This window comes from Mycobacterium conspicuum (assembly GCF_010730195.1).
In the GTDB taxonomy this organism is placed as follows: domain Bacteria; phylum Actinomycetota; class Actinomycetes; order Mycobacteriales; family Mycobacteriaceae; genus Mycobacterium; species Mycobacterium conspicuum.
The window spans coordinates 4763424-4788947 of sequence record NZ_AP022613.1; the positions used below are offsets into that span (position 1 = coordinate 4763424).

Consider the following 25524-nt stretch of genomic DNA (forward strand, 5'->3'; position numbering starts at 1 on the left):
GCGGTTAACGGCGGCGCCGCGACCGTAGGTAGTCGCCGACCACGGCGGCGCCCAGCCCGTCGAGGTCGGGCACCACGACGCGTCCCTCCACCCGCCGCGCGACCTGATCGATAAACCGCGCCAGCCCGGGGTCACTGCCCAACCGGAAGATCGTTACCTGTGCGCCCAGCCTGGCCATGTCGTCGAAGCCGCGCACGGTGTGGGCGATGGTCCGCGGATGCGGCGGGTAGTCGAAGAAGACAGCAGACCCCGACCCTTCCGCGTCGACGTCCTCCAGATGGGCGGTCGGCTCACCGTCGGTGACCACCAGCACGACGGGTTGCGCGTTGGGATGACGGCGCAAATGACGGCCCGCCAACGCCAGCGCGTGATGCAAGTTGGTGCCCTGCTCGTAGACGCCTTCCAAACCGGTCAGCTCGGCGGCGGTCACCGTGCGCGCGTAGCGGCCAAACGCGATGATCTGCAACGCATCCGAGCGGAACCGGGTGCACACCAGATGGTTGAGCGCCAGCGCCGTTTGCTTCATCGGCAGCCAGCGATTCTCCATCACCATCGAAAACGAGGTGTCCACCAACAACGCGACGGCGGCTTGGGTGCGGGTCTCGGTCTCGGAGACCTCGACGTCGTCGACGGTGATCTTCAGCGGGCCGGCCCCCCCTTTCCAAGTGGCCGTCCCCGATTGTCGCAGCACAGCGTTGGTCAGCGTGCGGGAGATGTTCCACGGCTCGGTGTCGCCGAACTGCCAGGGCCTCGTCGCCCCGGTCAGCTCGCCGGCCGCTCCGGCGCGGCGCAGCTCCCGATCGCCGCGACGGCTGGAAAGCTGTTGCGCCACATCGCGTAACGCCGTTTCACCCAGGCGGCGCATCGCCTTGGGCGAAAGACGCCACTGCCCGTCGGAACCGCGGTCCAGGAAGCCCTGATTGACCAGTGCCCGTTCCAGTTCCGCCAAAGTTCGGGCATCCACGGCGGCCTCGTCGCCGAGTTGGCGGGCCAGCGCGTCGAGATCGACGTCGTCCATAGTGGCGCCCGGATAACTCTGCGACAACTGGTCGGCGAGCTGCTCGAGCTCGGCGATGTCGGACAGCGCCTGGGTGCCCTCGCCCATGCCGAACGGGTTGTCGCCGGAGAACTGCTCGGAGCCCATCCAGTCCTCGCCCGGCCGGGCGGCCTGCAGGTTCGCGTCGAGGCGGCTCAGGGCGTTCATCAGCGACGGGGATCCAAAGGCCTGCTGCGCCAAGGCATCCAGCTCGTCTCGCTGCTCCTGACTGAGGCTGTTGCGGAAGCGCTGCGCGGCGGCCGCACGCTTGGCCAGCGAGTCCATCAGCTCGTCGATGTTGCGCGGGTTCTCGGGAAAGAACTCGCCGTGCTTGTCCATGAAGTCTTCGAAGTCCTGCTGGGTGTCCTCGCCGCGATTGTGCTTGTCCAGCAGGTCGTTCAGGTCGTCGAGCATCTCGGTGACGCGCTGCCGGTCCTCATCGGTGGCGCCCTGAAGCGCCTCCTTCATGCCGGCGAAGCGTTGGTCGAGCATCTCGCGGCCGAGTAAATCCTTGATCTGATCGTACTTTTGGCGGGCCTCCGGGCTGCGCCAGTTGTACTCGGACAGCTCTTGGACGGCCTTGGCCGGGGATGCCGGCAGCGCGTCCAGCTGCAGTTCACCGAAGCGGGCGTCGTCATCCAGCGCCCGGGCCAGCTCCTTGCGTTCGGCCAGCACGGCCTCGTCGAGCAGCTTCTTGATCTCCTGCAAGGTGCCGTCTAAATTGTTGCGGCGCAACAGATCCCGTCGGCGCCGGTTCGCCTCGGCCGCCAGTCGATCAGCACCGCGCATGCTCTGCGTGCCTCGGCGCAGCAGTTCCGACAGCGCCCGGCGCGGCGAGGTCCCGGCCATTACGTCCTGCCCGATCTGCTCCAGCGCCTCGCGCAGGTCGACCGGCGGGGCCAGCGGGTCCGGCCCGCCGGTGTAGGCCGAATAACGCGCCGAATGCCGGTTAGCCATAAACGGTTTGGCCCTCTCCGGACACCTTGTCGATGCGCTTCGCCAGGTACAGCGCCTCCAGGGCCAACTCCAGCGCCGCGGCGCGTTCTCCCTCGGATTCGGCGCCCAGCTTGTTCGCGATCTTGTCGACGATCGGCAGGCCGGGCAGCGCGGCCAGCACGTCCTTGGCCGACACCCGCTCCCCCGTGGTCACCGCGGAGCCGTGCTCGACGGCGGACACCAACGAGCCGACATCGATGCCGCCGAGCACCCGGGACGCGGTGTCGGCGGTCGCGCGGCGCAGCAGGTGCTCGAGCACCGCCTGCTCGCGGCCCTCCTCGCCGGACTCGAACTCCAGCTTGCCGCGCAGCACGTCGATCACCGTGCCCAAATCCACCACTCGCGCAACGGGATCCGTCTCGCCCAGCACCGCGCCGCGGTGCCGCGCCGCAGCGGCGACGGTCTCGGCGGCCGCGATCGCGAACCGCGCGGACACCCCGGACCGCTGGTCGACGGAATTGGACTCCCGCAGGTACCGCGCGAACCGCGCGATCACCTGCATCAGGTAGTCGGGCACCTGCGCGCTCAGGTGCGCCTCCTGCGCGATGACGCCCATCTCCGCCTCCAGCTCCAGCGGGTAATGGGTGCGGATCTCGGCGCCGAACCGGTCCTTTAGCGGGGTGATGATGCGACCGCGGTTGGTGTAGTCCTCGGGGTTGGCGCTGGCGACCACCAGCACGTCCAGCGGCAACCGCAACGTGTAACCACGGACCTGGATGTCGCGCTCCTCCATGACATTGAGCATCGACACCTGAATGCGCTCGGCGAGGTCGGGCAGTTCGTTGACCGCGACGATGCCGCGGTGCGCGCGCGGGATCAGGCCATAGGCGATGGTCTCCGGGTCCCCGAGGCTGCGGCCCTCGGCCACCTTGATCGGGTCGATGTCGCCGACCAGGTCCGCGACGCTGGTGTCGGGGGTGGCCAGCTTCTCGGTGTAGCGCTCGCTGCGGTGCCGCCACTGCACCGGCAGGGCGTCACCGAGCTCGGCGGCCCGCCGGATCGACTCCGGCGTGATCGGCGTGAAGGGATGCTCGCCCAGCTCCGCCCCGGCGATCACCGGCGTCCATTCGTCGAGCAGCCCGATCAGCGCCCGCAGCAGCCGGGTCTTGCCCTGGCCGCGTTCACCGAGCAGGACGAAGTCGTGGCCGGCGATCAATGCCCGCTCCACCTGCGGTAAGACGGTGTCCTCGAAGCCCAGGATGCCCGGCCAGACGTCGTCTCCCTCGGCCAGCGCGGTCAGCAGATTCTCGCGGATTTCCTGCTTGACGCCGCGTTCACGATGACCGGCGGCACGCAGCTCGCCAACGGTGCGGGGCAGATTGGTCGCTGATGTCACCTCTCTACGCTACGACGGCTCGCCGAGATGCGTCACTCGTGTCCCGCTCTGCGGCGCCAAAGACCCCTAATCTGTGGCTGACGCCGGCCGGTGATTTCGCGCCGTTGCGTCCGCGCGTGAACCGCTAGTGCGCGAAGTGGCGTGCCCCGGTGAGATACAGCGTGACGCCCGCCTTGGCCGCGGCGGCGGTGACTTCCTCGTCGCGCACCGAGCCGCCCGGATGCACGATCGCGGTGACGCCGGCGGCGGCCAGCGTCTCAAGGCCGTCGGGGAACGGGAAGAACGCGTCGGAGGCCGCGACCGCGCCGCGCACCCGGTCACCGCGCGCATTCCCTCGTTCGACGGCCAACCGGGCGGCGTCGACCCGATTGACCTGTCCCATGCCCACGCCGATGGTGGCGCCGTCGGCGGCGATCACAATCGCATTGGACTTGACCGCGCGGCAGGAACGCCAGGCAAACACCAAGTCGGTCAAGGTCGCCGGGTCGGCCGGCGCACCGGTGGCCAGGGTCCAGTTGGCGGGATTGTCACCGTGCGCGTCGAGTTGATCGCGCTGCTGCATCAACAGGCCCCCGCTGACCGGTCGCAGCTCGCTGCCGCCGGCGAGGGGCTCCGAAGCCAGCAGCACCCGGATATTCTTCTTGCTCGCCAGCGCTTCGACCGCCCCCGGCGCGTAGGCCGGCGCGATGATCACCTCGGTGAAGATGGTGCTCACGTACTCCGCCATCTCCACGCTGACCTCGGTGTTGGCGGCGATCACCCCGCCGAACGCGCTCAACGGATCGCATTCGTGGGCCTTGCGGTGCGCGTCGGCGACCGACACCGACGAGATCGCGATGCCACACGGGTTGGCGTGCTTGATGATCGCCACACACGTCTCTTCGTGGTCGAAGGCCGCCCGCCACGCCGCATCGGCATCGGTGAAGTTGTTGTAGGACATCTCTTTTCCGTGCAGCTGCTCGGCCTGCGCCAGTCCCGGCCACGCGCCCGGGTCGGTGTAGAGCGCCGCTTGCTGGTGCGGATTCTCGCCGTAGCGCAACATGGCCGAGCGCCGCCAGCTGCGACCGAACCACTGCGGGAACGTCGCCGGGGGATGCTCGGGCGCCAGCGTCGACTCCATCCAGCTCGCCACCGCGATGTCGTAATCCGCGGTGTGCTGGAATGCCAACGCCGCCAGCCGTTTGCGCTCGGCGAGGGTGAACCCGCCGTTGCGCACGGCGGCGAGCACGCCGTCATACCCGAGCGGGTCGGTGATCACCGCGACGCTGGGGTGGTTCTTCGCCGCGGCCCGGACCATCGACGGCCCGCCGATGTCGATCTGCTCGACGCATTCGTCGACGCTGGCCCCGGATTCGACGGTCTGGCTGAACGGATACAGGTTCACCACGACGAGCTCGAACGCCGCGATTCCCAGTTCCTCGAGCGCCGCGGCGTGCTCGGGTTTGCGGAGATCGGCCAACAGCCCGGCGTGCACCCGGGGGTGCAGGGTCTTGACGCGGCCGTCGAGCACCTCGGGGAAACCGGTCAGCTGCTCGACCGGCGTCACCGGTATCCCTTGGTCGGCAATGGTTTTCGCCGTTGATCCGGTGGACACGATCTCGACGCCGGCGGCGCTGAGACCCTGGGCGAGGCCGACCAGCCCGGTCTTGTCGTAGACGCTGATCAATGCGCGGCGAATCGCCCTTCTTGACTCGTCGCTCATGCTGGCCTCATCCCAAGGTCGCCTTTCGTCCGGTCCAGGTCACGCCGCGGGTGGCGATCGCGGCTACCACATCCACCAACAGCCGCCGTTCGACGACCTTGATGCGTTCATGCAGTGTCTCTTCATTGTCGTTGTCGAGCACCGCGATGGGCTCCTGCGCCAATATCGGCCCGGTGTCCATTCCGGCGTCGACCAGGTGCACCGTACAGCCGGTGACCTTCACACCGTAATCCAGCGCCTCGGGTACGGCATGCGCACCCGCGAATGCCGGTAGCAGCGCCGGGTGGGTGTTCAATGTGCGTCCGCAGAATCGTGAAAGAAACCGCGGGCCAAGGATTTTCATGAACCCGGCCGACACGATGAGGTCGGGCGAATGCGCCGCGGTGGCGTCGGTGATGGCGGCGTCCCAGGCGTCGCGGCTGGGATGGTCGGCCAGGCGCACGGTGAAGGTCGGCAGTGCGGCCGCCTCGGCGATCGCGGTGGCCCGACAGTCGCGGTCCACCCCGACCGCCACCACCCGCGCCGGGTAGTCGCCCGTGGCGGCGTCGATCAGCGAGCTCAGCAGCGAACCGGTGCCCGATGCAAGCACCACCACCCGCGCGGGGGCACTCGGCGGCACGTGAAGCGGTTCGGACACATCGCGAGCCTAGTCGGGCGGCACCCGCGCGCCGTGCATGACACCGGCGTCACGCGCGGGCCTACTCCTCGGGGTCGGACTCGGGCTCGGACTCGGACTCGGCGGTCTCATTGGGTTCGGCGGCGTCTTCCGGCGCCTCGGCGGATTCGGGGGCGGGCTCGGGCTCGGGCTCGGGTTTGCGCGGCCTGGGACGGCGCCTGATCCCGCCGGCCATCAACACCGTGACCCAGCCGACGACCGAGAACCAGAAGAACACGCCGATGATCAGGGCGCCCTGGTCCACACCGACATGGCCGAAATTGCCCAGCCGGCCGCTGCCCGCGTACGCCAACAACGACATCGCCAGCGCCGCGGCCGTCGCGGCGACCAGCAGCTTGGCCAGCGCCGGCAGGAGCGGCAGCGGGCGCCGGGCGCACTGTTGTCCGACCGCCACGCCCGACGAGGCACCGACGATCAGCAGGGCCACCCACACCGGCCCGAGCGGCGGTGTGGGGACCGCGGCCAGCACCGGCACGGCCGGGATATCACCGCCGAAAACGGTGAAGGAACTGAACGTCGCGAATCCGACATGGGCGCTGGACCCGACGGCCACCGCCGCGGTGCCCACGATCACGTTGGGCGTGTACAGCACGGACAGCACGGTCAGGCTGAACTGGCCGAAGATCGAATCGGTGATGTTGTAGAGGTCCTGCATCGTCGCCCAGTGCACGACCAGCGACCCCACCGTCACCAATCCGGAAAGCCCGAACAGCGCCAACACCCCCGCGGTGGCGGCGCGCAGGGAATCGCCCAGCCAATTGGGCAACGGCGACGCCGCCAGCGTGCGTCGGCCGATGCGGGACCACACCCCGATCGCCGCACCGATCAGATGCACCACCAGCACGCTGACGAACGCGCGCAGGGCGTTGGGTGTCTGCAGCTCGGTGAGGACCGTCGAAGCGTCCTGGATGACCGCCAGCGCGATGGCGGCCAAAAGCAACGGGCCGCCCAGCGCCGATGCGACCACCCAGCGGACCACCAGCCACGACGAGTGCGGCGAGGTCGCCCGCGCCGTACTGCGCGCGGTGCCCCACACCATCAGCATCGCCGGCAACAGCGGCAGGACGCCGAGCTCGCGGCCGCCGATGGAGATCGGCACCTGATGTACGCCCAGCCACATGCTGGCGATGGCGCCCAGCGCGCCGGTCATGTCGCTGTTGGCGATCAGCAGTTGCAGCAGCGTGACCGCGGCGACGATGACCAGCGCGAGCAGTGCCGGGCCGAAGGCGACCCGGACGAGGTCACGCGCCTGTCGAGCGCCCGCTGCCCGACTGTCCTGCACCCGAGTCACTCCTGGTGCACAGGTCCGACCATGCGCGAGGGCGCACGGTTACGGCGCGGCCGGCCCGGTTCCCGACGTTCCGGACGAGGGCGACTGCTGCTCCTGGCCGGCGGAGTGCTCGCCCGAAGCGGGCGGTGGTGGGCTGAAGCTGGGGAATCCGGTCGGCGGGGTGGAGGGGCCGTCCTCCGCCGCCGGCTGGGGTCCGGACTGCGCCGCGGGCTGGGGCCCGGACTGGGGTCCGGACTGGTGCGACTGGGAAGCGAATCCGCCGGTGGTCGGAATCGCGGACTGGGTCGGGATCGCGCTCTGGGTCGGAGCATGACTGGAACCGTAACCGCCGTACTGCGATCCGTACTGCGGCGACTGCTGTGCGGGCGGCTGGTGTGTCGGCTGCTGCTGTCCGGCCTGCTGACCGTAGTACGGCTGTTGGCCGTATTGGCCATATTGCTGCCCGTACTGTCCGTACTGGGCGTAGGCGTCGTACCTGGGCCGCGGCGCCGGGGCGGTGATGACGCCCGCCTCCAGCAACGTCGCGGCGACCGCGGCGAACGCCTGGAACACGCTGGCGGCCAGCAGGGGCCACAACGCCCAGCCGATCGTGAAGCCGGTGGGCGTGTTGATCATCTCGGCGATCACCAACAGGGCGCCCAACACCGCGATCGCGGCGACGATCCCGGTGTTGATCTTGGCCTTGGGCAGCAGGCTGAGCCCGGCGAGCAGCGCGGCCAAGAGCGCGACCGCGACCGCGATGCCGGCGTCACCGGCGCGGCCACCGCCCATCCCAGTGACGACGTCGGCGCTCAGGATGAACGTCGGGAAGAAATTCAACACGTAGACCAGCAGGCCGAGCACCACGACGGCGATGGTCAGCGAGAACGGAAGCTTGCTTTCACCGGGCTCTTTGGCGAAGGACGGGGTCGAACCCGGGTATGACCCGGCGGGCTGCGAGGGCGGATAGCCGGGATTGCCGGGCGAGTAGGTCATGACTCCTCCTGTTACTTCGCCGTGCACGCCGGGGCAGCGCTTGGGATGCGACGCGATTCGATCACCAACGCTAGCGCACGTTTACGAGTGCACGAGGAGGCGACTTGCCGACCCCTTGCCGACCCCCACCGCCCTGCCGCTTGCCCAGTACAGGTAGAACACGTTCTAATTCTGTCCATGGATTACGGCCTTGTGCTTTTCACCAGCGACCGCGGCATCACTCCGGCGGCAGCCGCCAAACTCGCCGACGACCACGGCTTCACGACGTTTTATGTGCCCGAGCACACACACATCCCGGTCAAACGCGAGGCGGCGCACCCCACGACCGGTGACGCGTCGCTGCCCGACGACCGCTATATGCGCACGCTCGACCCGTGGGTGAGCCTGGGCGCGGCGTGCGCGGTGACGTCGCGGGTGCGGCTGTCGACGGCGGTTGCGCTGCCCGTCGAACACGACCCGATCACCTTGGCGAAAAGCATTGCCACCCTGGACCATTTGTCCGGCGGCCGGGTCAGCCTCGGCGTCGGGTTCGGTTGGAACACCGACGAACTCGCCGACCACAACGTGCCGCCGGGACGGCGTCGGACGATGTTGCGCGAGTACATCGAAGCCATGCGGGAGCTGTGGACCAAGGAAGAAGCCGCCTACGACGGCGAATTCGTCAAGTTCGGACCCAGCTGGGCCTGGCCCAAGCCGGTGCAGTCGCACATTCCGGTGTTGGTGGGCGCGGCCGGGAACGAGAAGAACTTCAAGTGGATCGCGCGCAGCGCCGACGGCTGGATCACCACGCCGCGCGACTTCGACATCGACGAGCCGGTGAAGTTGCTGCAGGACACCTGGGCCGCCGCCGGCCGCGACGGGGCGCCGCAGATCGTGGCGCTGGACTTCAAACCGGTGGCCGAGAAGCTAGCGCGCTGGGCCGATCTCGGCGTGACCGAGGTGCTGTTCGGCATGCCGGACAGCTCCGAAGCGGAGTGCGCCGCCTACGTGGAGCGGCTGGCGGACAAGCTGGCGAGCTTCGTTTAACCGGCGAAACAGCGGTTGCCGTAGTCGAACGAGCGCACCCGAACCCGGCGTCCGAGCGGGTCGCCGTCGGTCAGCAGGGCGATCAGCTCGTCGTCCTCGGTGGTCGACAGGAACCGGCTGCCGTCGTCGAGCCGGCCGATGACGATCCCGGTCGCCCGCAGGTCGTCGCGGCGCACGGTGTAGGTCTCGACGGTGCCGGTGCCGTCGGCGTTCTCGGTGACCGACACCGTGGGCCCGTCGTCGATCTGCGCCTGCAACCGCGCGCTGCGGTCCGGCTTCCATTCCGTCGGGGTGGTGGAGTAGACGCCGACCGAGTACTTGCTCAGGATGCCGCCGTTGGCCCCGACCAGACCGAATTGCCCTGGCGCACTTCGCATTTGGGCGACGGTTTCGGCGATGGCGTGCATCGAGTAGTTGTTGCCGGCGCCGCCGAAGAACGGCAGTCCGCCGGTCAGGGTCAGGCCGCGCGGATCGTCGGTGGCGATTCCCATGCCGTCGCAGATGTTGAACACCGGCACCGGAAAGCAGCTGTAGAGGTCGAAGGTGGCAACGTCGTCGATGCCGATGCCGGCCACCGCCAACGCCTCGCGCACCGCCATGACGGCCGACGGGGCGTGCCCGAGGTCCGGGCGCACCAGCAAAGACTGCTCTTCGAGGTCGGCGTGCCCGTGCAGATACACCCAATACTGCTCGGGCACCCCCAGGCGTCGGGCCGCCTCGACCGACATCAGCAGCGCGGCCGCGCCCTGGTTCACCTGATCGCGGGAGACCAGCAGCCGTGGGTAGGGCTCCGCGATCATCCGGTTGCTTTCGGTCACCGTGATCAGCTCGTCGACCGTGCGCTCCGTCGGCGCGGCGGAAAACGGATTGCCCGCGGCCACCTTGGTGAACGGGGCGAACAGTTCGCCCATGGCCCGCAGATACTCGGCCGGGCCCAGCCCGGTTCCGGCCCGTCGGGCATTCTCCAACAGCGCGTACTGGATCGGCGCACTGGTCAGGCCGTGACTGACGGTGTAGCGCGAGATGAGCTTCTCGATGCCCTGGCCGCGATCCTCCAGATCGCCTTCGATCGTCTCGGTGAAGTCGGGCTTGGTTTCGGCGCCGGCGAAGTGGCGCAGGGTCGACGTCGCGTCCGAGCCGAAGATCAGGGCGACCTGCGAGCGCCCCGCGGCGATCTCGGCCGCGAGCTCGCTGACCAGATGCTGGGGTCCCTGGCCGCCGACGATCTCTAGGATCGCCCGGGCCGGCTCCGCCCCGATCCGCTTGGCCACCGATCGCGGGTAGTTGTTCGACCGGCCCAGGGGCGCATTGACGATGCCGGAGATCTCGAACTGCCGCAGCGCGGCAATGGTGTCGACGGCGGGGGCCACCGCGGAGCCGCCGCAGTCGTCGATGGCGGCCTGCGCGGCGGCGGCGGCCAGCTCGACGGGGGACATGGCCCGGTAATCGGGGTCGTCGATGCGCTCGGCCGCCTGGCCGACGCCGACGATCACGGGCGTCCGCGGATCAAGATTCATAGATCCACTATCTACCGTAGGGCCGTCCCGGATCCGAACTCGGGGCCGCGGAGGTGTGTTCGGTGCCACCGGATTGCGCGGCCAACCCGGTTATGGCGCACGCCTGAATCGGCATCTTTTTTAACTGCCGAGCTGCCCGGTTTTCTCTGTCAACCGCACGTCTCTTCTCCCCCGATTCGCGATACGATCGGCTAATTCCCGGATGGGAGGTGACAGGTGTCTTTTGTCATCGCGGCCCCCGAGTTCGTAGCTGCCGCCGCCTCGGATTTGGCGAACATCGGTTCGACGATCAACGCGGCCAATGCGGCGGCCATGCTCCCGACGTCCGGCGTCCTACCCGCAGGCGCCGACGAAGTGTCGGCGGCTATCGCCGGCCTGTTCGGCGCCCACGCACAGGCGTATCAGTCGCTCAGCGCGCAGGCGGCGTCCTTTCACCAGCAGTTCGTCGCGCTGATGAATGGCGGCGCGGCGCGGTATGCCGCAAGTGAAGCGGCCAACGCCCTGCCCTTGCAGACCGTGCAGCAGGATCTGCTCGATGCGGTGAATGCCCCCACCCAACTGCTGCTCGGGCGCCCGCTGATCGGCAACGGCGCCAACGCCGCCCCGGGCAGCGGGGCTAACGGCGCCCCCGGCGGGATTTTGATCGGCAACGGCGGCGCTGGGGGTTCGGGGAGCGCGACGCACCCCAACGGTGGGAATGGTGGCGCCGCAGGGCTGTTCGGCAACGGCGGGCCCGGCGGCGCCGCAGACTTTAAAGGCAACGGCGGCAACGGCGGCGCCGGCGGACTGTTCGGGACCGGCGGCGCCGGCGGGACCGGCGGGGGCAGCTCCGGGGGCAACGCCGCCGGCGCAGGAGGCAATGGCGGGGCCGCCGGCTTGTTCGGCACCGGCGGCGTCGGGGGCACCGGCGGCTTCGGAAACATCGCCGGCCTTGCCGGGGGGGCGGGCGGCGCTGGTGGCGCCGGCGGCCTGATCGGCACCGGCGGCGCGGGGGGCGCCGGCGGGGGCAGCGGCCAAGGCTCCGACGGCGGGGCCGGCGGTGCCGGCGGCAACGGAGGGCTGCTGGCCGGCCACGGCGGCGCGGGTGGGATGGGTGGCCTCGGCGACTTGACGGGCTCGGGCGGCCAGGGCGGCGCCGGTGGCGCGGGCGGGTTCGTCGGCTCCGGCGGTGCCGGCGGCGCGGGCGGGGGCTCCGCCGTTGGCCCCGGTGGCGACGGCGGAGACGGCGGCGACGCCGGGATCCTGCACGGTCGCGGCGGCTCCGGTGGTTCCGGCGGCGACAGCGGAGTGCTGGGCGCCGACGGTGGCACTGGCGGGGCCGGCGGGGCCGGCGCCAAGCTCATGGGGTCCGGCGGCGACGGCGGTGCGGGCGGAATTGGCAGCCTGGGCGGTGACGGCGGCGCCGGCGGCAACGCCGGCATCCTGTCTGGCAATGGCGGCAATGGCGGCGCCGGCGCCATCGGCAGCGGCGGCGGAAACGGCGCCGACGGCGGTAACTCGGGGCTGATCGGAGACGGCGGTAACGGCGGCAACGGCGGCCACGGCGGCGTCGCAAGCGGCGACGGCGGGAAGGGCGGCAAAGCTTTGCTGCTGGGCGCCGACGGCAAGCCCGGGCTTCCCGGGAACTGAATCAGCGCCAGCTACAGGCTCTTCAGGATCTCCCGGGCCAGCGCCGCCGTTTCCGACGGGGTCTTGCCGACCTTCACCCCGGCGGCCTCCAGCGCCTCCTTCTTGGCGGCCGCGGTGCCCGACGAGCCGGACACGATGGCGCCCGCGTGGCCCATCGTCTTGCCTTCCGGCGCAGTGAATCCCGCGACATAGCCGACGACGGGCTTGGACACGTTGGCCTTGATGTAGTCGGCGGCCCGCTCCTCGGCGTCGCCGCCGATCTCGCCGATCATCACGATCACCTTGGTGTCGGGGTCCTTCTCGAACGCCTCGATGGCGTCGATGTGGGTGGTGCCGATTACCGGGTCACCGCCGATCCCGATCGACGTGGAGAAGCCGAAATCGCGTAGCTCGTACATCATTTGGTAGGTCAGCGTGCCCGACTTGGACACCAGCCCGACGGGCCCGGGTCCGCTGATGTTGGCCGGGGTAATGCCGGCCAGCGCCGCACCCGGCGTGATGATGCCGGGGCAGTTCGGCCCGATGATGCGCGTCTTCTGACCCTTCTCGACGTTGTAGGCCCACGCATATGCGCTGTCCTGCACCGGAATTCCCTCGGTGATGACCACCAGCAGCGGGATCTCGGCGTCGATCGCCTCGATGATCGCGTCCTTGGCGAATTTCGGCGGCACGAAGACCACCGACACGTTGGCGCCGGTCTCCTTCATCGCCTCGGCGACGCCGCCGAACACCGGCAGCTCGACGTCCTTGCCCTTCGCGTCCACGTGCGACACGGTGGTGCCCGCCTTGCGGGCGTTCACCCCGCCCACCACCTGCGTGCCGGCCTTGAGCATCAACGCGGTGTGCTTGGTGCCCTCACCGCCGGTGATGCCCTGGACGATGACCTTGGAGTCCTTGTTCAGAAAGATCGACATTCCTTGACTCCCTTACTTGTTCGCCAGCTCGGCGGCTTTGTCGGCGCCGTCGTCCATGGTCTCGGCCTGGATCACCAGCGGATGGTTGGCTTGCGCGAGGATTTGGCGGCCCTGGTCGACGTTGTTGCCGTCGAGCCGCACCACCAGGGGCTTATTGGCCTCGTCGCCGAGCATGTTCAGCGCGGTCACGATTCCGTTGGCGACGGCGTCGCACGACGTGATACCGCCGAACACGTTCACGAACACACTCTTGACCTGTTTGTCGTTGAGGATCACGTCGAGGCCGGCGGCCATCACCTCGGCCGACGCGCCGCCGCCGATGTCGAGGAAGTTGGCCGGCTTCACGCCGCCGTGCTTCTCACCGGCGTAGGCAACCACGTCCAGCGTCGACATCACCAGGCCCGCCCCGTTGCCGATGATGCCGACGGCGCCGTCGAGCTTGACGTAGTTCAGGTCGTGCTCCTTGGCCTTGAGCTCCAGCGGGTCGGTGGCGTCGCGGTCCTCGAACTCGGCGTGGCCGGGCTGCCGGAAGTCGGCGTTGGCGTCCAGGGTGACCTTGCCGTCCAGCGCCAGGATCCGGTCGTCGGGGGTGCGCACCAGCGGGTTGACCTCCACCAGGGTGGCGTCCTCGGCGACGAACAGCTCCCACAACTTCTGGATGGTGATCGCGGCGGCGTCGAGCACCTCGGCCGGCAGGTGCCCCTGCTCGGCGATGGAGCGCGCGGTGGCCAGATCGACCCCGGTGACCGCGTTGACCGGGACCTTGGCCAGGCGCTCGGGCTTGGTGGCGGCCACCTCTTCGATCTCCATGCCGCCCTCCACCGAGCACATCGCCAGATAGGTGCGGTTGGCGCGGTCGAGCAGGAAGGAGATGTAGTACTCCTCGGCGATGTCGCTGGCCTCGGCGACGAGCAGCTTCTTGACGACGTGGCCCTTAATGTCCAGGCCGAGGATGTTCTTGGCGTGCTCGTAGGCGTCGTCCGGCGTGGCGGCGTACTTGACGCCACCGGCCTTGCCCCGGCCGCCGACCTTGACCTGGGCCTTGACCATCACCGGGGCCCCGATCTCGGTGGCGATCTGCTTGGCGCCGTCCGCGGTATCGGTGACCCGACCGGGGGTGCTCGGGACGTTGTGCTTGGCGAACAATTCCTTCGCCTGGTACTCGAAAAGATCCATGGGCTCCACGTCTTCGTATCGGCCATTTAGGTTGAGGCGGTACCGGTTAGGCAACTCGCACGATCGAACTGTAGCCACCCGTCAAATCGCTGCTAACGCCGCATCCACCCATGTGACAGGGGTCACCGAACGTTCATGATCCGGTTGCGTGATCCAACTCACATTCTCGCCGCGGAGGTTTGAGCCGGGTTGCCAGCGCCGTTGGTCAACGGATAACGTCTCAGGGTCCAGATAACGTTATGGTCACGATCCGAGGACATCTCAGCTTGTCCCAGCACCGTCTCATCCGGTCTCGCTCCGCTGCGGGAGCGGCTCGTCGGACCCATGAGCGCTGGTTGGGACACCATCGGAACGAAGTCACCGAAATCCTTCCGCTCGACGGGTTCGGCGACCTCGACGACCTCTACGAGATCGACGAGCTGGAATCCACCCTCGATTTTGAGGCCTGCACGTTCGACAACGCCGAGCAGGTGCTGGGGGCCCCCGAACTCGACGACCTGCACGAGATCGACAACCTGGCACCGGCATGGCTGGCCGCGGCGCCCACCGAGGTTATGCCCCGGCTGGACTTGCCCGAGGTCCCCGAGCCGGACATCGACTGGCAGCCGCGCCGCTCCGGGCAGCATCGCAAGGAGCCGACCAGCGCGGCCAGGGGCCGGCTGCTGATCTCGGCGATGGCCGCGGGCGCGGCCGCCGCCGCGGCGCACACGGCGACCAGTCACGCCGCCACCCCGCGGACGGAGGCGGTGCTGACGGCGAGCTCGTCGGCGCTGTCCGGCGCGGGCAACAACGCATCCCGGGGCGCCCAGGTCGTCGCGGTCGAGCCGACGGCGAACGTCGCGGTGCACAACGAGGAGCTGGCCAAGGGCGCCGCCTTCGCACAGGAGCGGGCCCAGCGCGAGGCGCGCCTGCAGCAGCCGCTCTACGTCATGCCGACCAAGGGCATCTTCACCTCGAATTTCGGCTACCGCTGGGGCGTGCTGCACGCGGGCATCGACCTCGCCAACTCGATCGGGACCCCGATCCTCGCCGTGTCCGACGGCGTCGTCATCGACGCCGGCCCGACCGCCGGCTACGGAATGTGGGTCAAGCTGCGGCACTCCGACGGCACGGTCACGCTCTACGGCCACATCAACTCCGCGCTGGTCAGCGTCGGCCAGAGCGTGATGGCCGGCGACCAGATAGCCACGATGGGCAACCGAGGCAACTCCACCGGCCCGCATCTGCATTTCGAGGTGTTGCTGAACGGCTCCGAACGCATCGACCCGGTGCCGTGGCTGGCCAAGCGCGGACTCTTCGTGGGCAACTACGCCGGTTAAAGCCGGTTAACCTGGTTAAGTGACCGCGCCGAGCGACCCCCAACCGCCTGAGCCCCCGCCAGCCGAGGAATCCCGCACGCGGATCATCCGGCGCGCGCCCAGCGGGCCGATTCCCACCATCGCCGAGACGGCGACCACTCACCTTCCTGGGACACCCGCCACCGCTCGCGCGCACACCGGGTCGTCGACCGCTGAGCCGAGCTCCCGGACGGCGGTCGCCGCGTGCGCCGTCAGTATCGTCAGCGGCTGGGCGACCTCGGTGGTGGCCACCGACCTGATCACCGGCTGGTGGAGCAGCGGCCACCTGTTTTCCATCGCCATGGGATTTCTCGCCCTGGTCTTCGCGGTGTCCACAATCGCCGGCGTGATCCAGTTGCTGCAGCGTCGCCCGTTCGGGCGCTGGCTGATCGTGGTCGGCGCGGTGGTCGCGTTGCTCACCTATCTCAGCGTGTTTATCGCCGGCGCGCGCGTGGCGTGGATCGTGCACACGCTGCCACTGCTGCCGCTGGCCAGCGTGGTGCTGGCGCTACACCCACGCACTCAACGCTGGCTGTCGGAGTAAGCCCTTCTCGCCGAACGTGTTCTGAGGGCGAGAATTTCGCGATTTTTTCGCCGTGCCTTCACGCTCGGCGATGGCGGCTAGAGCTTGGACAGCGGGGCGTGGTTGTGCATCAGCTTCACCCGCCCGGCGCTGCCGAAGTCGATCAGCGACATCGCCGATTCGCCGACGCCGGAGACCTCCTCGACGCGGCCCAGCCCGTACTTGTCGTGGGTCACCCGGTCGCCGGGCTCTAACACCAGCAGGGGGCGCTTGCTCGCGCCGCTGGCGCGGGTCGGCGCCGAGCGCGGTGTACCGAACCGGCCGGCGCCGCTGACCGGCGCGCTGAACGACGGCTTGGGCGCCATGCGCCGCCAGTTGATCAGCTCCTGCGGGATTTCCTGTAGGAACCGCGATTCCGGGTTGAGCATCGGCTGCCCCCACGAGGACCGGACGATCGCCCGGCTGACGTAGAGCCGTTGACGGGCACGGGTGATCCCGACATAGGCCAGCCGCCGCTCCTCGCAGAGTTCGGTGGGATCGTCCAGCGCCCGCATGTGCGGAAACATCCCGTCCTCCCAGCCGGTGACGAACACCACCGGGAACTCCAGGCCCTTCGCGGTGTGCAGCGTCATCAGCGTCACCACGCCGGCGCCGTGCTCGGGGATCTCGTCGGTGTCGGAAACCAGCGACACCCGCTCCAGGAACGCCGCCAGCACGCCGGTGTCCGGTATGTCTTCTTCGTCTTCTGCCAGTGCGGCCGCGTTCGCCTGGTCGGTGCTGAATTCGTGTGCGACGCTGACGAGTTCGTTGAGGTTGTCCAGCCGGGCCAGCTCCTGCGGGTCGGTGGACGATTCCAGCTCCCGACGGTATCCACTGCGTTCCAGCACCGCTTCGACCAGATCGCCGAGATCGTCGTCGAGGTGACCGCGCAGGTCGTCGAGCAACTCGACGAACGCCGCGATCGCCTTCTCCGAGCGGCTGTTGAGCATCGACACCTTGCCTTCCGCGGCCGCTTGCAGCGCGTCGGCGAAGCTGGAGCCGGTGTTCTCGGCGTAGACCGACACGCACGCCTCGGCGCGATCGCCGATGCCGCGACGCGGCGTGTTCAGGATGCGCCGCATGCTCACCGCGTCGCCGGGGTTGTCCAGCACGCGCAGGTAGGCGATCAGGTCGCGGATCTCCTTGCGCTCGTAAAAGCGCACTCCCCCAACGACTTTGTACGGAATGCCGGCGCGGATGAACACCTCTTCCAGCGACCGCGACGAGTTGTTCGTGCGGTAGAAGACGGCCACGTCGTTGTAGGTGATCTCGCCCTGCTCGGCGAGCGCGTCGATCTCCTCGGCGACGAACCGGGCCTCGTCGTGCTCGTTGTCGGCGACATAGCCGACGATCAGTTCCCCGGCGCCGGCGTCGGTCCACAGCCGCTTCTCCCGGCGCCCCGAGTTGCGCGAGATCACCGAGTTGGCCGCGGACAAGATGTTTTGCGTCGAGCGGTAATTCTGTTCCAGCAGAATCGTTTTCGCGTCGGGGTAGTCGCGTTCGAAGTCCTCGATGTTGCGGATGGTGGCACCGCGGAACGCGTAGATGGACTGATCGGCGTCGCCGACGACGCAGAGTTCCGCGGGCGGCACGTCGTCCGGTGCGGCCTGCTCGCGGCCGTGGCCGGCCAGTTCGCGCACCAGCACGTACTGCGCGTGGTTGGTGTCCTGATACTCGTCGACCAGGACGTGCCGGAAGCGCCGGCGGTAATACTGCGCGATCTGCGGGAAGGCCTGCAGGATGCCCACGGTTTCGCCGATCAGGTCGTCGAAGTCCAGCGCGTTGGCCGTGCGCAGCCGCCGCTGGTATTCGCCGTAGACCGAGGCGACGGTGCGGCTCAGCTCGTCCGAGTCGTCGGTCAGGTCGGCCACCGCCTGATGCGGGTCGATCAGTTCGTTCTTCAGGTTGGAGATGGCGTTGGACAGCAGCCGCGGCGAGAACCGCTTGATGTCCAGCCCCATGTCGCGGCCGATCATCTGCAGCAGCCGCCGCGAATCGTCGGCGTCATAGATGGAGAAGTTCGAGTTGAGGCCGTCGATCAGCGACGCCTGGTTGCGCAGGATGCGCACGCAGGACGAGTGAAACGTCGACACCCACATCGCGCGGGCCCGGTTGCCGACCAGCCGCACGACGCGCTCACGCATCTCGGCCGCGGCCTTGTTGGTGAACGTGATGGCCAGGATTTGGCCGACCCCGACGCCGCGAGCCGCGATCAGGTAGGCGATGCGCCGAGTCAGCACCGCGGTCTTGCCCGAGCCGGCGCCCGCCACGATCAGCAGCGGCGAGCCCTCATGCACCACAGCCTGGCGCTGCTGCGGGTTGAGCCCGTCGAGCAGCTGCTCAGCTTCGGAGTGGGTGTCGGTCGCGTGCACAGTCATGTCGGTCCAAACTTACCGCCGCCCGACGACAGCCAACGCCAAGGCGGGCAGGGCGCCGACCCCGATTTTGCACAGGAAAGCCCGTAGGTGGCACACTCGGTCTCGTGCTCAACAGGCAGCCCCGATTTTCCTACGGGTACCGACCAGCGGTGCCCGCGGTCTAGCTGCATTCGCGCCAGCCCCGTGGTCCGCGTCCGGACTCGGGGCTCATCTCTTTGTGAGGCCCGATACCGGATGAAACCAGAACCCCCACATCACGAGAACGCGGAGTCAGCAGATATGGACACTGAAACGCTCGACATCGAAGAGCTACGCCGAGAGATCGACCGGTTGGACGCCGAGATCCTGGCCGCGGTCAAGCGCCGCGCCGAAGTCTCCCAAGCGATCGGCAGGGTCCGGATGGCGTCCGGGGGCACCCGCCTGGTGCACAGCCGCGAGATGAAGGTCATCGAGCGCTACAGCGAGCTGGGTCCCGACGGCAAGGATCTGGCGATGCTGCTGTTGCGTTTGGGCCGGGGACGCTTGGGTCACTGAGCGCCGGGTGAACGGCAGTTGACGACGCCGCCGCCCCCCGCTCGGCGGCACTAGGGTCGAACCATGACCGACATCACCGCCACCGCGGCCTGGGACGCCCTGCGCAAACACCACGCTGACATCGGCGACGTCCACCTACGCCAGTTCTTCGACGACGATCCCGACCGCGGACGCGAACTCACGCTGAGCGTCGGCGACCTCTACATCGACTACAGCAAGCACCGCGTCACCCGCGAGACGCTGCGGCTGCTCGTCGACCTGGCCCGGGCCGCCAACCTGGAAGAGCGCCGCGCGGCGATGTTCTCCGGGGCGCACATCAACACCTCCGAGGACCGCGCGGTGCTGCACACCGCGCTGCGGCTGCCGCGCGATGCCGAGCTGACCGTCGACGGCCAGAACGTCGTGCAGGACGTCCACGCCGTCCTGGACGCGATGGGTGACTTCACCGATCGGCTGCGCAGCGGTGAATGGACCGGCGCCACGGGCGAGCGGATCAAGACCGTCGTCAACATCGGCATCGGCGGATCCGACCTGGGCCCGGTGATGGTGTATCAGGCCCTGCGCCACTATGCCGACGCGGGAATCTCGGCGCGGTTCGTCTCCAACGTCGATCCCGCCGACCTGATCGCCAAATTGGCCGATTTAGAGCCCGCCACAACACTTTTCATCGTCGCGTCCAAGACGTTCTCCACGCTGGAAACGCTGACCAACGCGACCGCGGCGCGCCGCTGGCTGACCGACGTGCTGGGCGACGCCGCGGTGGCCAAGCATTTCGTCGCCGTCTCCACCAACAAGCGCCTCGTCGACGACTTCGGCATCGACACCGCCAACATGTTCGGGTTCTGGGACTGGGTCGGCGGGCGGTATTCGGTCGATTCGGCGATCGGGCTGTCGCTGATGGCGGCCATCGGCCGGGAGGCCTTCGCCGACTTCCTGTCCGGATTCCACATCGTCGACGAACATTTCAAGAGCGCGCCGCTGGAGTCCAACGCGCCGGCGCTGCTCGGCCTGATCGGGCTGTGGTACTCCAACTTCTTCGACGCGCAGTCGCGCGCCGTGCTGCCCTACTCCAACGACCTGGCGCGGTTCGCGGCGTATCTGCAACAGCTGACCATGGAATCCAACGGCAAGTCCACGCGCGCCGACGGCACCCCGGTCAGCACCGATACCGGCGAAATCTTTTGGGGCGAACCGGGAACCAACGGCCAGCACGCCTTCTACCAGTTGCTGCATCAGGGCACGCGGTTGGTGCCGGCCGACTTCATCGGCTTCAGCCAGCCCGTCGACGACCTGCCCACCGCGGACGGCACGGGCAGCATGCACGACCTGTTGATGAGCAACTTCTTCGCCCAGACCCAGGTGCTGGCGTTCGGCAAGACGGCCGAGGAGATCGCCGCCGAGGGCACCCCGGCGAACGTGGTGCCGCACAAGGTGATGCCGGGCAATCGGCCGTCGACCTCGATCCTGGCCAACCGGCTCTCGCCGTCGGTGCTGGGGCAGTTGATCGCGCTCTACGAGCATCAGGTGTTCACCGAGGGCGTGGTTTGGGGCATCGACTCGTTCGACCAGTGGGGCGTGGAGTTGGGTAAGACGCAGGCCAAGGCGCTGCTGCCGGTGATCACCGGCGACGGCTCGCCCGCCGCGCAGTCCGACAGCTCGACCGATGCGCTGGTGCGCAAGTACCGCACCGAAAGAGGGCGCACCAGTTGATATTTCGCGGCGTCTCAGCGGGCTAGGCCGGTGAACGCCATACCGAAGCGTCGCCGGACAAAGGTGCGCAGGCGCTCGGCGGTCGCGGTCTGCGGATCGCTGAGGTGCAACTGCAGCAGCTCCCGACCGGACGCGTGCATGATCCTGGCGGTGTATTCGGGATCGTGCACGTTGGGATTGATGCGCAGCAGCTCGCGGATGAAGACGTCGATGACGACCGCCTGAGCCTGCGCCATCCGGGCGTACAACTCCGGTGGAGCGCCCTGCGGCGGGAACAGGAACAGCCGCCACGTCGCCGGATGGGCGTCGACCGCGGCCAGCACACCGTCGAACGCGCGCACCAGGGAGTGATCGGCGGGGCTGGCATGCAATTCGGAGATCGCTTCGGCGAACTGGGCACCGGCCCGCGCCGCCTCACGGTCGATCAATTCGACGAACAGGCCGGCCACGTCGCCGAACTTCTGGTAGAGCAACGACCGATTGATGCCGGCCTGCTCGGCGATGCGGTTCGGTGTTGCCGCGTGGAACCCTTCGGCGTCGACGATCGCGTGCGTCACGTCGAGGATCTGTTCGCGCCGCGCCTCGGCGGTCATGCGGCGCCTGCGGTTGTCCACCCGGTTATCCAACGTGGTCACGCTTGACAGCGTAACTAACAACTTGTGAGCATTACTCACGAATTGTTAGTTAGAGGGAGGCGGCTCGCGATGGTGACGTACTACCCCGAACTCGCGCAACGGGTCCGCAGCCAGCGCGAGCTGCAGCCCGGCCTGTACGGGGACTTCGACTTCGACATGCGGCCGGACCGCCTGGCCACCGAGCCCGACGTCGACTCCGCCCTGCCCGCCTGGGTCGCCGATCGCGCCCCGATCCTCGAAGACGACCGGGTGGTCGAGCTGATGAGCACCGCGACCCTGCTCGGCGACGTCGTCGCCGATCCCTATGCGGCCTTGATGGCCACGCACAGCGTCGCCCAACTGATCGACATGCTCAAGCGGGCCTGCCGCGAGGGCATCGAAGCCGTGCCCGAGGCGCCCCCGGAGCTCGCCGCGTTCATCGCCGCGATGGAGGACGCCCCGAAGTGGATCGACTTCGACCTGGTGCGCGAGGGCGCTCGCCAGGAACGCATTCCTGCGGCGCTGCTGGCCCCCTTCATTACCCGCGGGGCGTTCATCGCGACCTTCACCAACACCTACGCCGCGCTGCCGATGGCGCTGACCGGAGCCCTCTCGGGCAAGCGGGCGGCCCGGCGGGTCAACGAGACGGCCAGCTTCTTCGCGGTCACCACCCTGCCCGGCGCGCTGGACCGCTACGGGCCCGGCTTCGAGGCCGCCGCCATGGTCCGGCTGATGCACTCGATGGTCCGCTACAACGCACTGAAGAAATCCGGCAAGTGGGACACGGCCGTGTACGGCATGCCGGTGCCGCAGGTCGACCAGATGCCGGCCGGCATGATCGGCCAGTACCTGTTGGCCGTGGAAGCGCGCAAGCAGGGCCGCACCAAATTCACCGCCGAGGAACGCGCCGTCATCGAATTCGCCCGGTACCGTTGCTTTTTGCTCGGGCTGCCGGAGGAGCTGCTGCCCTCCGAACCCGCCGACATCATCCACGTCATGCATGCGCGTTCGGCGTTGCTGCGGCACGGATTCGACAGCATCTGTTCCGAACTCGTCCGCGGCACGATGGCGGCGTACCTGCGCCCCGACACCACGCTTTTCGACCGGTGCGCCGAGGCGGTCGAAAAGAGTTTCAGCAAGCTCACTTTCGTTCGCACGTTCTGCGGCGGTGATCGCAACATCGCCGAGGCCATGGGGGTTTCACTCGACCCGACGGACCTCATCCGCGTCGCCCTCACGGCGCCGTTCATCCTTGGCCGGTTCGCCGCCGTAAGCCGCGCCAGCCGCATTCCAGTGATTCGGGACGTCACCGACGCCTACGTCATCGGGCTGCTCAAGCTGCGGCTGGCTACCTACGGCAAGCCCGAATTCACCAGCGACGCAGCGCATTACACCCCGGTGCCGCACTGAATCAAGCGGCGCGAGCGTGCACAGTTGTACACGCCGGCGCGGCGTGTTGCGCACAACCACGCACGCTCGCGGGTTAGGCGAAGAGCTTGGTCAGCGGGGGCGGCAGCACCCGCATCAGCTGTACCAGCGGCGCCCATGGCCACCACGGCACCGCGGCCCGGCCGGGCTCGCGCTCGATCGCGCCAACCAGGGCCCTGACGCCAGTGTCGTTGTCCACCATCAACATTGTGCTATTGGACTTGGCGGTCATCTCCGACTCGATGTAGCCGGGCTCGATCACCGAAACCCTGATGGGGCCCCTGGCGTATTCGGCGCGCAGCGATTCGCCCAGCGAACTCACCCCGGCCTTGCTGGCCGCGTACGCGGCCTTCACCCCCGGCACGCCCTTGTTGCCGAGCACCGAGGAGATCAGCACCAGGTGTCCCGACCCGCCCTGGTGAAACATCTCCAGCGCGGTCTCGATCTGCACCAGCGCGGCCACCAGGTTGGTCTCGATGGTCGCCTTGTTCGCCCACAGCTTTCCCGACCCCAGCTTGGCGCCCTTGCCGATGCCGGCGTTGACGATGACGCGGTCGATGCCGCCGAGTTCGTCGGACAGCTCGCCGAACACCTTCGGGACCTGCTCGTGGTCGTTGACGTCCAGCTGCGCCACCGCGACCTTGATGCTTGGATACTGTTGCGACAGTTCGGCTTTCAGCTCATCGAGGCGATCGGTACGACGGGCGCACAGCGCCAGGTCGCGCCCCCGGGCGGCGAAGGAGCGCGCCATGCCGGCGCCCAGACCGGAACTGGCACCAGTGATGAGGATCTTCTGACGAGTCACACCGGCAGCATATCGGCTACTTGAGCAGCCGTGACATGCGCCGGTCGGCGAGCACCTTACCGCCGGTCTGGCACGTGGGGCAGTACTGAAAAGACTTGTCCGCGAACGACACTTCACGCACGGTGTCCCCGCACACCGGGCAGGGCAATCCGGTGCGCGCGTGCACCCGCAGTCCGGAGCGCTTCTCGCCCTTGAGGGTGGCCGCCCCCTGCCCGACGGATCGGTTGACCGCGTCCGTTAACACCGAAATCATCGCGTCGTGCAGGGTGCTGAGCTGTTCGTCGGAAAGCTTTCCGGCCGTGGCGAACGGCGAGATCTTCGCGACGTGCAGGATTTCGTCGCTGTAGGCGTTGCCGATCCCGGCGATCACCTTCTGGTCGGTGATGACGGTCTTGATCCGGCCGGTGTTGCCGGCCAGCACCCCGGCCAGGTCATCGGGGCCCAGGTCCAGCGCATCCGGGCCCAGCGCCGCGATGCCGGGTACCTGCTTGGGATCTGAGACCAGCCACACCGCCAGCCGCTTCTGGGTACCGGCCTCGGTGAGGTCGAAGCCCGGCGCGCTGCCCGGGGTGCCCAGGTGCACGCGCAGCGCGATCGGCCCTTTGCCGGGGCGCAGCGGGGCCGCGGCCAGATTGTCGGACCAGCGCAGCCAGCCCGCGCGCGACAGGTGGGCGATCAGGAACAGCTGACCCGCCTGCAGCCCGAGGTATTTGCCCCACCGCTGCGCCCCGATCACCGTCTGGCCGTGCAGTACGTTGATCGGCGGGTCGAAGGTCTTGAGCACCGACAGCGCGGCCACGTCGACCCGGCCGATGGTCAGACCGACCGCGTGCCGGCGCAGATGGTCGGCGAGCGCTTCGATCTCGGGGAGTTCGGGCACCCGACCAGTCTGCCGATCGCAGTCCTGCGGTGTCTAACTCGGCAGTGCCGCCGCGGCGCCGGTCCCCGCCCAGTCACCGCCATCGCTGCCGCCGCCGTAGAAGGACCCGCCGCTCGGGCGCAGCTCGCCGAGGGTCCCCGCGGCCCCGTTGCCACCGGCCGCGTCATCCGCCTGGGGCACGGCGGCTGAGCCCTCTTCGCCACCCGCGGCTTCGGAGCTCAGTCGGCCCGTCCCACCGTTGCCGCTGGTCTCGCCGCCGCCGGCGGTCCCGGACAGCGGAGTGGTGTTGGGGGTTCCGACGGTGTTGAGCAGCGGGCTGGCGACGGGTGTGCCGCCGGCGTCTCCGGCATCCGCATTGAAGGCGGCGCCGCTCGACAGCAGGCTGCCGCTGCCCCCGGTGCCGCCCGCGCCGGCCGTCACGACCGGATTGGCCACCGCGGCGGCGCTGCTCGGCAACACTCCGCCACTAACACCGCCGCCGCCGGCGGCGAGATTCGACGCGCTCGAGGCCGCGGTGCCGGTGAGCGGGCTGACCCCGCCGATCGGCACGCTTGCTGCGGCCGCGGGTTTGACGAAGCTGGCGGCGTTGTTGCCGCCGACCGGTGGCGCCGCGGCGGCGCCGCCACCCGCCACCGGAACCCCCGTCAGCGCACTGATGGACGAGTTGACCGCGCCCGCGGCGTCCTGTCCCAGCGTTTCCAGCAGCGGCGAGGCGTTGGCGGCCTCCTGCAGGGCATACTGCGTCGCACCGGTGTTCATCAGCTGCACAAACTGGGCGTGGAACGACGCCGCCTGCGCGCTCAGCGCCTGATAGGCCTGCGCATGCGCGCTGAACAGCGCCGCGATCATGGCCGACACCTCGTCGCCACCCGCGGCCAGCACGCCCGACGTCGGCGCCAACGCGGCCATGTTGGCCGTGCTGAGCGACGAACCGATATTCGCCAGGTCAGAAGCCGCTGCCGCCACATACTCCGGCGCAGCGATAACCCACGGCGACGTCAT

General features: G+C 68.7%; 21 protein-coding genes and 1 pseudogene. 7 read left to right on the forward strand and 15 right to left on the reverse strand.

The genetic code is table 11. The annotated features are described in order from the left end of the window. Positions 1 to 4: 4 nt before the first annotated feature. The 6 genes from G6N66_RS21760 to G6N66_RS21785 form a co-directional block, all read right to left on the reverse strand. Positions 5 to 1993: a vWA domain-containing protein gene (locus G6N66_RS21760; protein ID WP_085234885.1), complete on the reverse strand. Its 1989-nt coding sequence runs from the start codon at positions 1991 to 1993 to the stop codon at positions 5 to 7. After that, complete coding sequence (locus G6N66_RS21765; protein WP_085234886.1) at positions 1986 to 3368, reverse strand: ATP-binding protein; 1383 nt, start codon at positions 3366 to 3368, stop codon at positions 1986 to 1988. Before G6N66_RS21765 ends, G6N66_RS21760 begins: the two co-directional genes overlap by 8 nt. Positions 3369 to 3492: 124 nt before the next feature. Continuing rightward, positions 3493 to 5070, reverse strand: a complete 1578-nt coding sequence (gene purH, locus G6N66_RS21770) for a bifunctional phosphoribosylaminoimidazolecarboxamide formyltransferase/IMP cyclohydrolase (protein ID WP_085234887.1) — start codon at positions 5068 to 5070, stop codon at positions 3493 to 3495. Between the two features lie 7 nt (positions 5071 to 5077). Beyond that, positions 5078 to 5707, reverse strand: coding sequence for a phosphoribosylglycinamide formyltransferase (purN, locus tag G6N66_RS21775; protein WP_085234888.1), 630 nt, complete (start codon positions 5705 to 5707; stop codon positions 5078 to 5080). A 61-nt stretch (positions 5708 to 5768) separates the two neighbouring features. After that, positions 5769 to 7028, reverse strand: a complete 1260-nt coding sequence (locus G6N66_RS21780; protein ID WP_085234889.1) for a cell division protein PerM — start codon at positions 7026 to 7028, stop codon at positions 5769 to 5771. Positions 7029 to 7076: 48 nt separating this feature from the next. Continuing rightward, the gene (locus tag G6N66_RS21785; protein ID WP_085234890.1) at positions 7077 to 8012 is read right to left on the reverse strand and encodes a DUF5336 domain-containing protein; all 936 of its coding nucleotides are present in this window, start codon (positions 8010 to 8012) and stop codon (positions 7077 to 7079) included. Between the two features lie 177 nt (positions 8013 to 8189). Between G6N66_RS21785 and G6N66_RS21790 the strand changes: the two genes are divergently transcribed. Further along, entirely contained in the window at positions 8190 to 9038 is an 849-nt protein-coding gene (locus G6N66_RS21790; protein ID WP_085234891.1) for an LLM class F420-dependent oxidoreductase, read from the forward strand. Here G6N66_RS21790 and G6N66_RS21795 read toward each other — a convergent pair. Continuing rightward, positions 9035 to 10555: an acetyl-CoA acetyltransferase gene (locus tag G6N66_RS21795; protein WP_085234892.1), complete on the reverse strand. Its 1521-nt coding sequence runs from the start codon at positions 10553 to 10555 to the stop codon at positions 9035 to 9037. The two genes, G6N66_RS21790 and G6N66_RS21795, sit on opposite strands and share 4 nt — an antisense overlap. A 216-nt stretch (positions 10556 to 10771) precedes the next feature. Here G6N66_RS21795 and G6N66_RS21800 point away from each other — a divergent pair, with 216 nt between their 5' ends. Beyond that, positions 10772 to 12184: a PE family protein gene (locus tag G6N66_RS21800; protein WP_085234893.1), complete on the forward strand. Its 1413-nt coding sequence runs from the start codon at positions 10772 to 10774 to the stop codon at positions 12182 to 12184. 11 nt (positions 12185 to 12195) lie between these two features. Here the strand turns inward: G6N66_RS21800 and sucD are convergent, their stop codons facing one another. After that, positions 12196 to 13098: a succinate--CoA ligase subunit alpha gene (gene sucD / locus G6N66_RS21805; protein ID WP_085234894.1), complete on the reverse strand. Its 903-nt coding sequence runs from the start codon at positions 13096 to 13098 to the stop codon at positions 12196 to 12198. 12 nt (positions 13099 to 13110) lie between these two features. Continuing rightward, complete coding sequence (gene sucC / locus G6N66_RS21810) at positions 13111 to 14274, reverse strand: ADP-forming succinate--CoA ligase subunit beta (protein ID WP_085234937.1); 1164 nt, start codon at positions 14272 to 14274, stop codon at positions 13111 to 13113. Between the two features lie 266 nt (positions 14275 to 14540). Here sucC and G6N66_RS21815 point away from each other — a divergent pair, with 266 nt between their 5' ends. Further along, a complete protein-coding gene (locus G6N66_RS21815) occupies positions 14541 to 15593 on the forward strand; it encodes a M23 family metallopeptidase (protein WP_232079383.1) in 1053 nt (350 codons plus the stop codon). A gap of 19 nt (positions 15594 to 15612) precedes the next feature. Then, positions 15613 to 16155: a hypothetical protein gene (locus G6N66_RS21820; RefSeq protein ID WP_085234896.1), complete on the forward strand. Its 543-nt coding sequence runs from the start codon at positions 15613 to 15615 to the stop codon at positions 16153 to 16155. A gap of 77 nt (positions 16156 to 16232) precedes the next feature. Here G6N66_RS21820 and pcrA read toward each other — a convergent pair whose 3' ends face one another. Beyond that, positions 16233 to 18551, reverse strand: a complete 2319-nt coding sequence (gene pcrA / locus G6N66_RS21825) for a DNA helicase PcrA (RefSeq protein WP_085234897.1) — start codon at positions 18549 to 18551, stop codon at positions 16233 to 16235. 234 nt (positions 18552 to 18785) lie between these two features. Between pcrA and G6N66_RS21830 the strand changes: the two genes are divergently transcribed. Both G6N66_RS21830 and pgi read left to right on the forward strand, forming a co-directional pair. Next, on the forward strand, positions 18786 to 19085 hold the full coding sequence (locus G6N66_RS21830; RefSeq protein WP_085234898.1) for a chorismate mutase: 300 nt from the start codon (positions 18786 to 18788) through the stop codon (positions 19083 to 19085). 63 nt (positions 19086 to 19148) lie between these two features. Further along, positions 19149 to 20795: a glucose-6-phosphate isomerase gene (gene pgi, locus G6N66_RS21835; protein WP_085234899.1), complete on the forward strand. Its 1647-nt coding sequence runs from the start codon at positions 19149 to 19151 to the stop codon at positions 20793 to 20795. A gap of 14 nt (positions 20796 to 20809) precedes the next feature. Here the strand turns inward: pgi and G6N66_RS21840 are convergent, their stop codons facing one another. Then, on the reverse strand, positions 20810 to 21388 hold the full coding sequence (locus tag G6N66_RS21840; protein WP_085234938.1) for a TetR/AcrR family transcriptional regulator: 579 nt from the start codon (positions 21386 to 21388) through the stop codon (positions 20810 to 20812). A 111-nt stretch (positions 21389 to 21499) separates the two neighbouring features. Between G6N66_RS21840 and G6N66_RS21845 the strand changes: the two genes are divergently transcribed. Continuing rightward, positions 21500 to 22819 (forward strand): oxygenase MpaB family protein, encoded by a 1320-nt coding sequence (locus G6N66_RS21845; protein ID WP_085234900.1) that lies wholly within the window; start codon positions 21500 to 21502, stop codon positions 22817 to 22819. 73 nt (positions 22820 to 22892) lie between these two features. Here the strand turns inward: G6N66_RS21845 and G6N66_RS21850 are convergent, their stop codons facing one another. The 4 genes and pseudogenes from G6N66_RS21850 to G6N66_RS30155 all read right to left on the reverse strand — a co-directional run bounded on the left by G6N66_RS21850 (position 22893) and on the right by G6N66_RS30155 (position 25524). Next, entirely contained in the window at positions 22893 to 23642 is a 750-nt protein-coding gene (locus G6N66_RS21850; protein ID WP_085234901.1) for an SDR family oxidoreductase, read from the reverse strand. 16 nt (positions 23643 to 23658) lie between these two features. Further along, positions 23659 to 24147: a zinc finger domain-containing protein gene (locus G6N66_RS29740; protein ID WP_276013898.1), complete on the reverse strand. Its 489-nt coding sequence runs from the start codon at positions 24145 to 24147 to the stop codon at positions 23659 to 23661. 132 nt (positions 24148 to 24279) lie between these two features. Next, positions 24280 to 24522: pseudogene (locus G6N66_RS29745) on the reverse strand (DNA-formamidopyrimidine glycosylase family protein); the annotation flags it as partial. Between the two features lie 33 nt (positions 24523 to 24555). Continuing rightward, on the reverse strand, positions 24556 to 25524 hold the full coding sequence (locus tag G6N66_RS30155; RefSeq protein ID WP_197747049.1) for a PE family protein: 969 nt from the start codon (positions 25522 to 25524) through the stop codon (positions 24556 to 24558).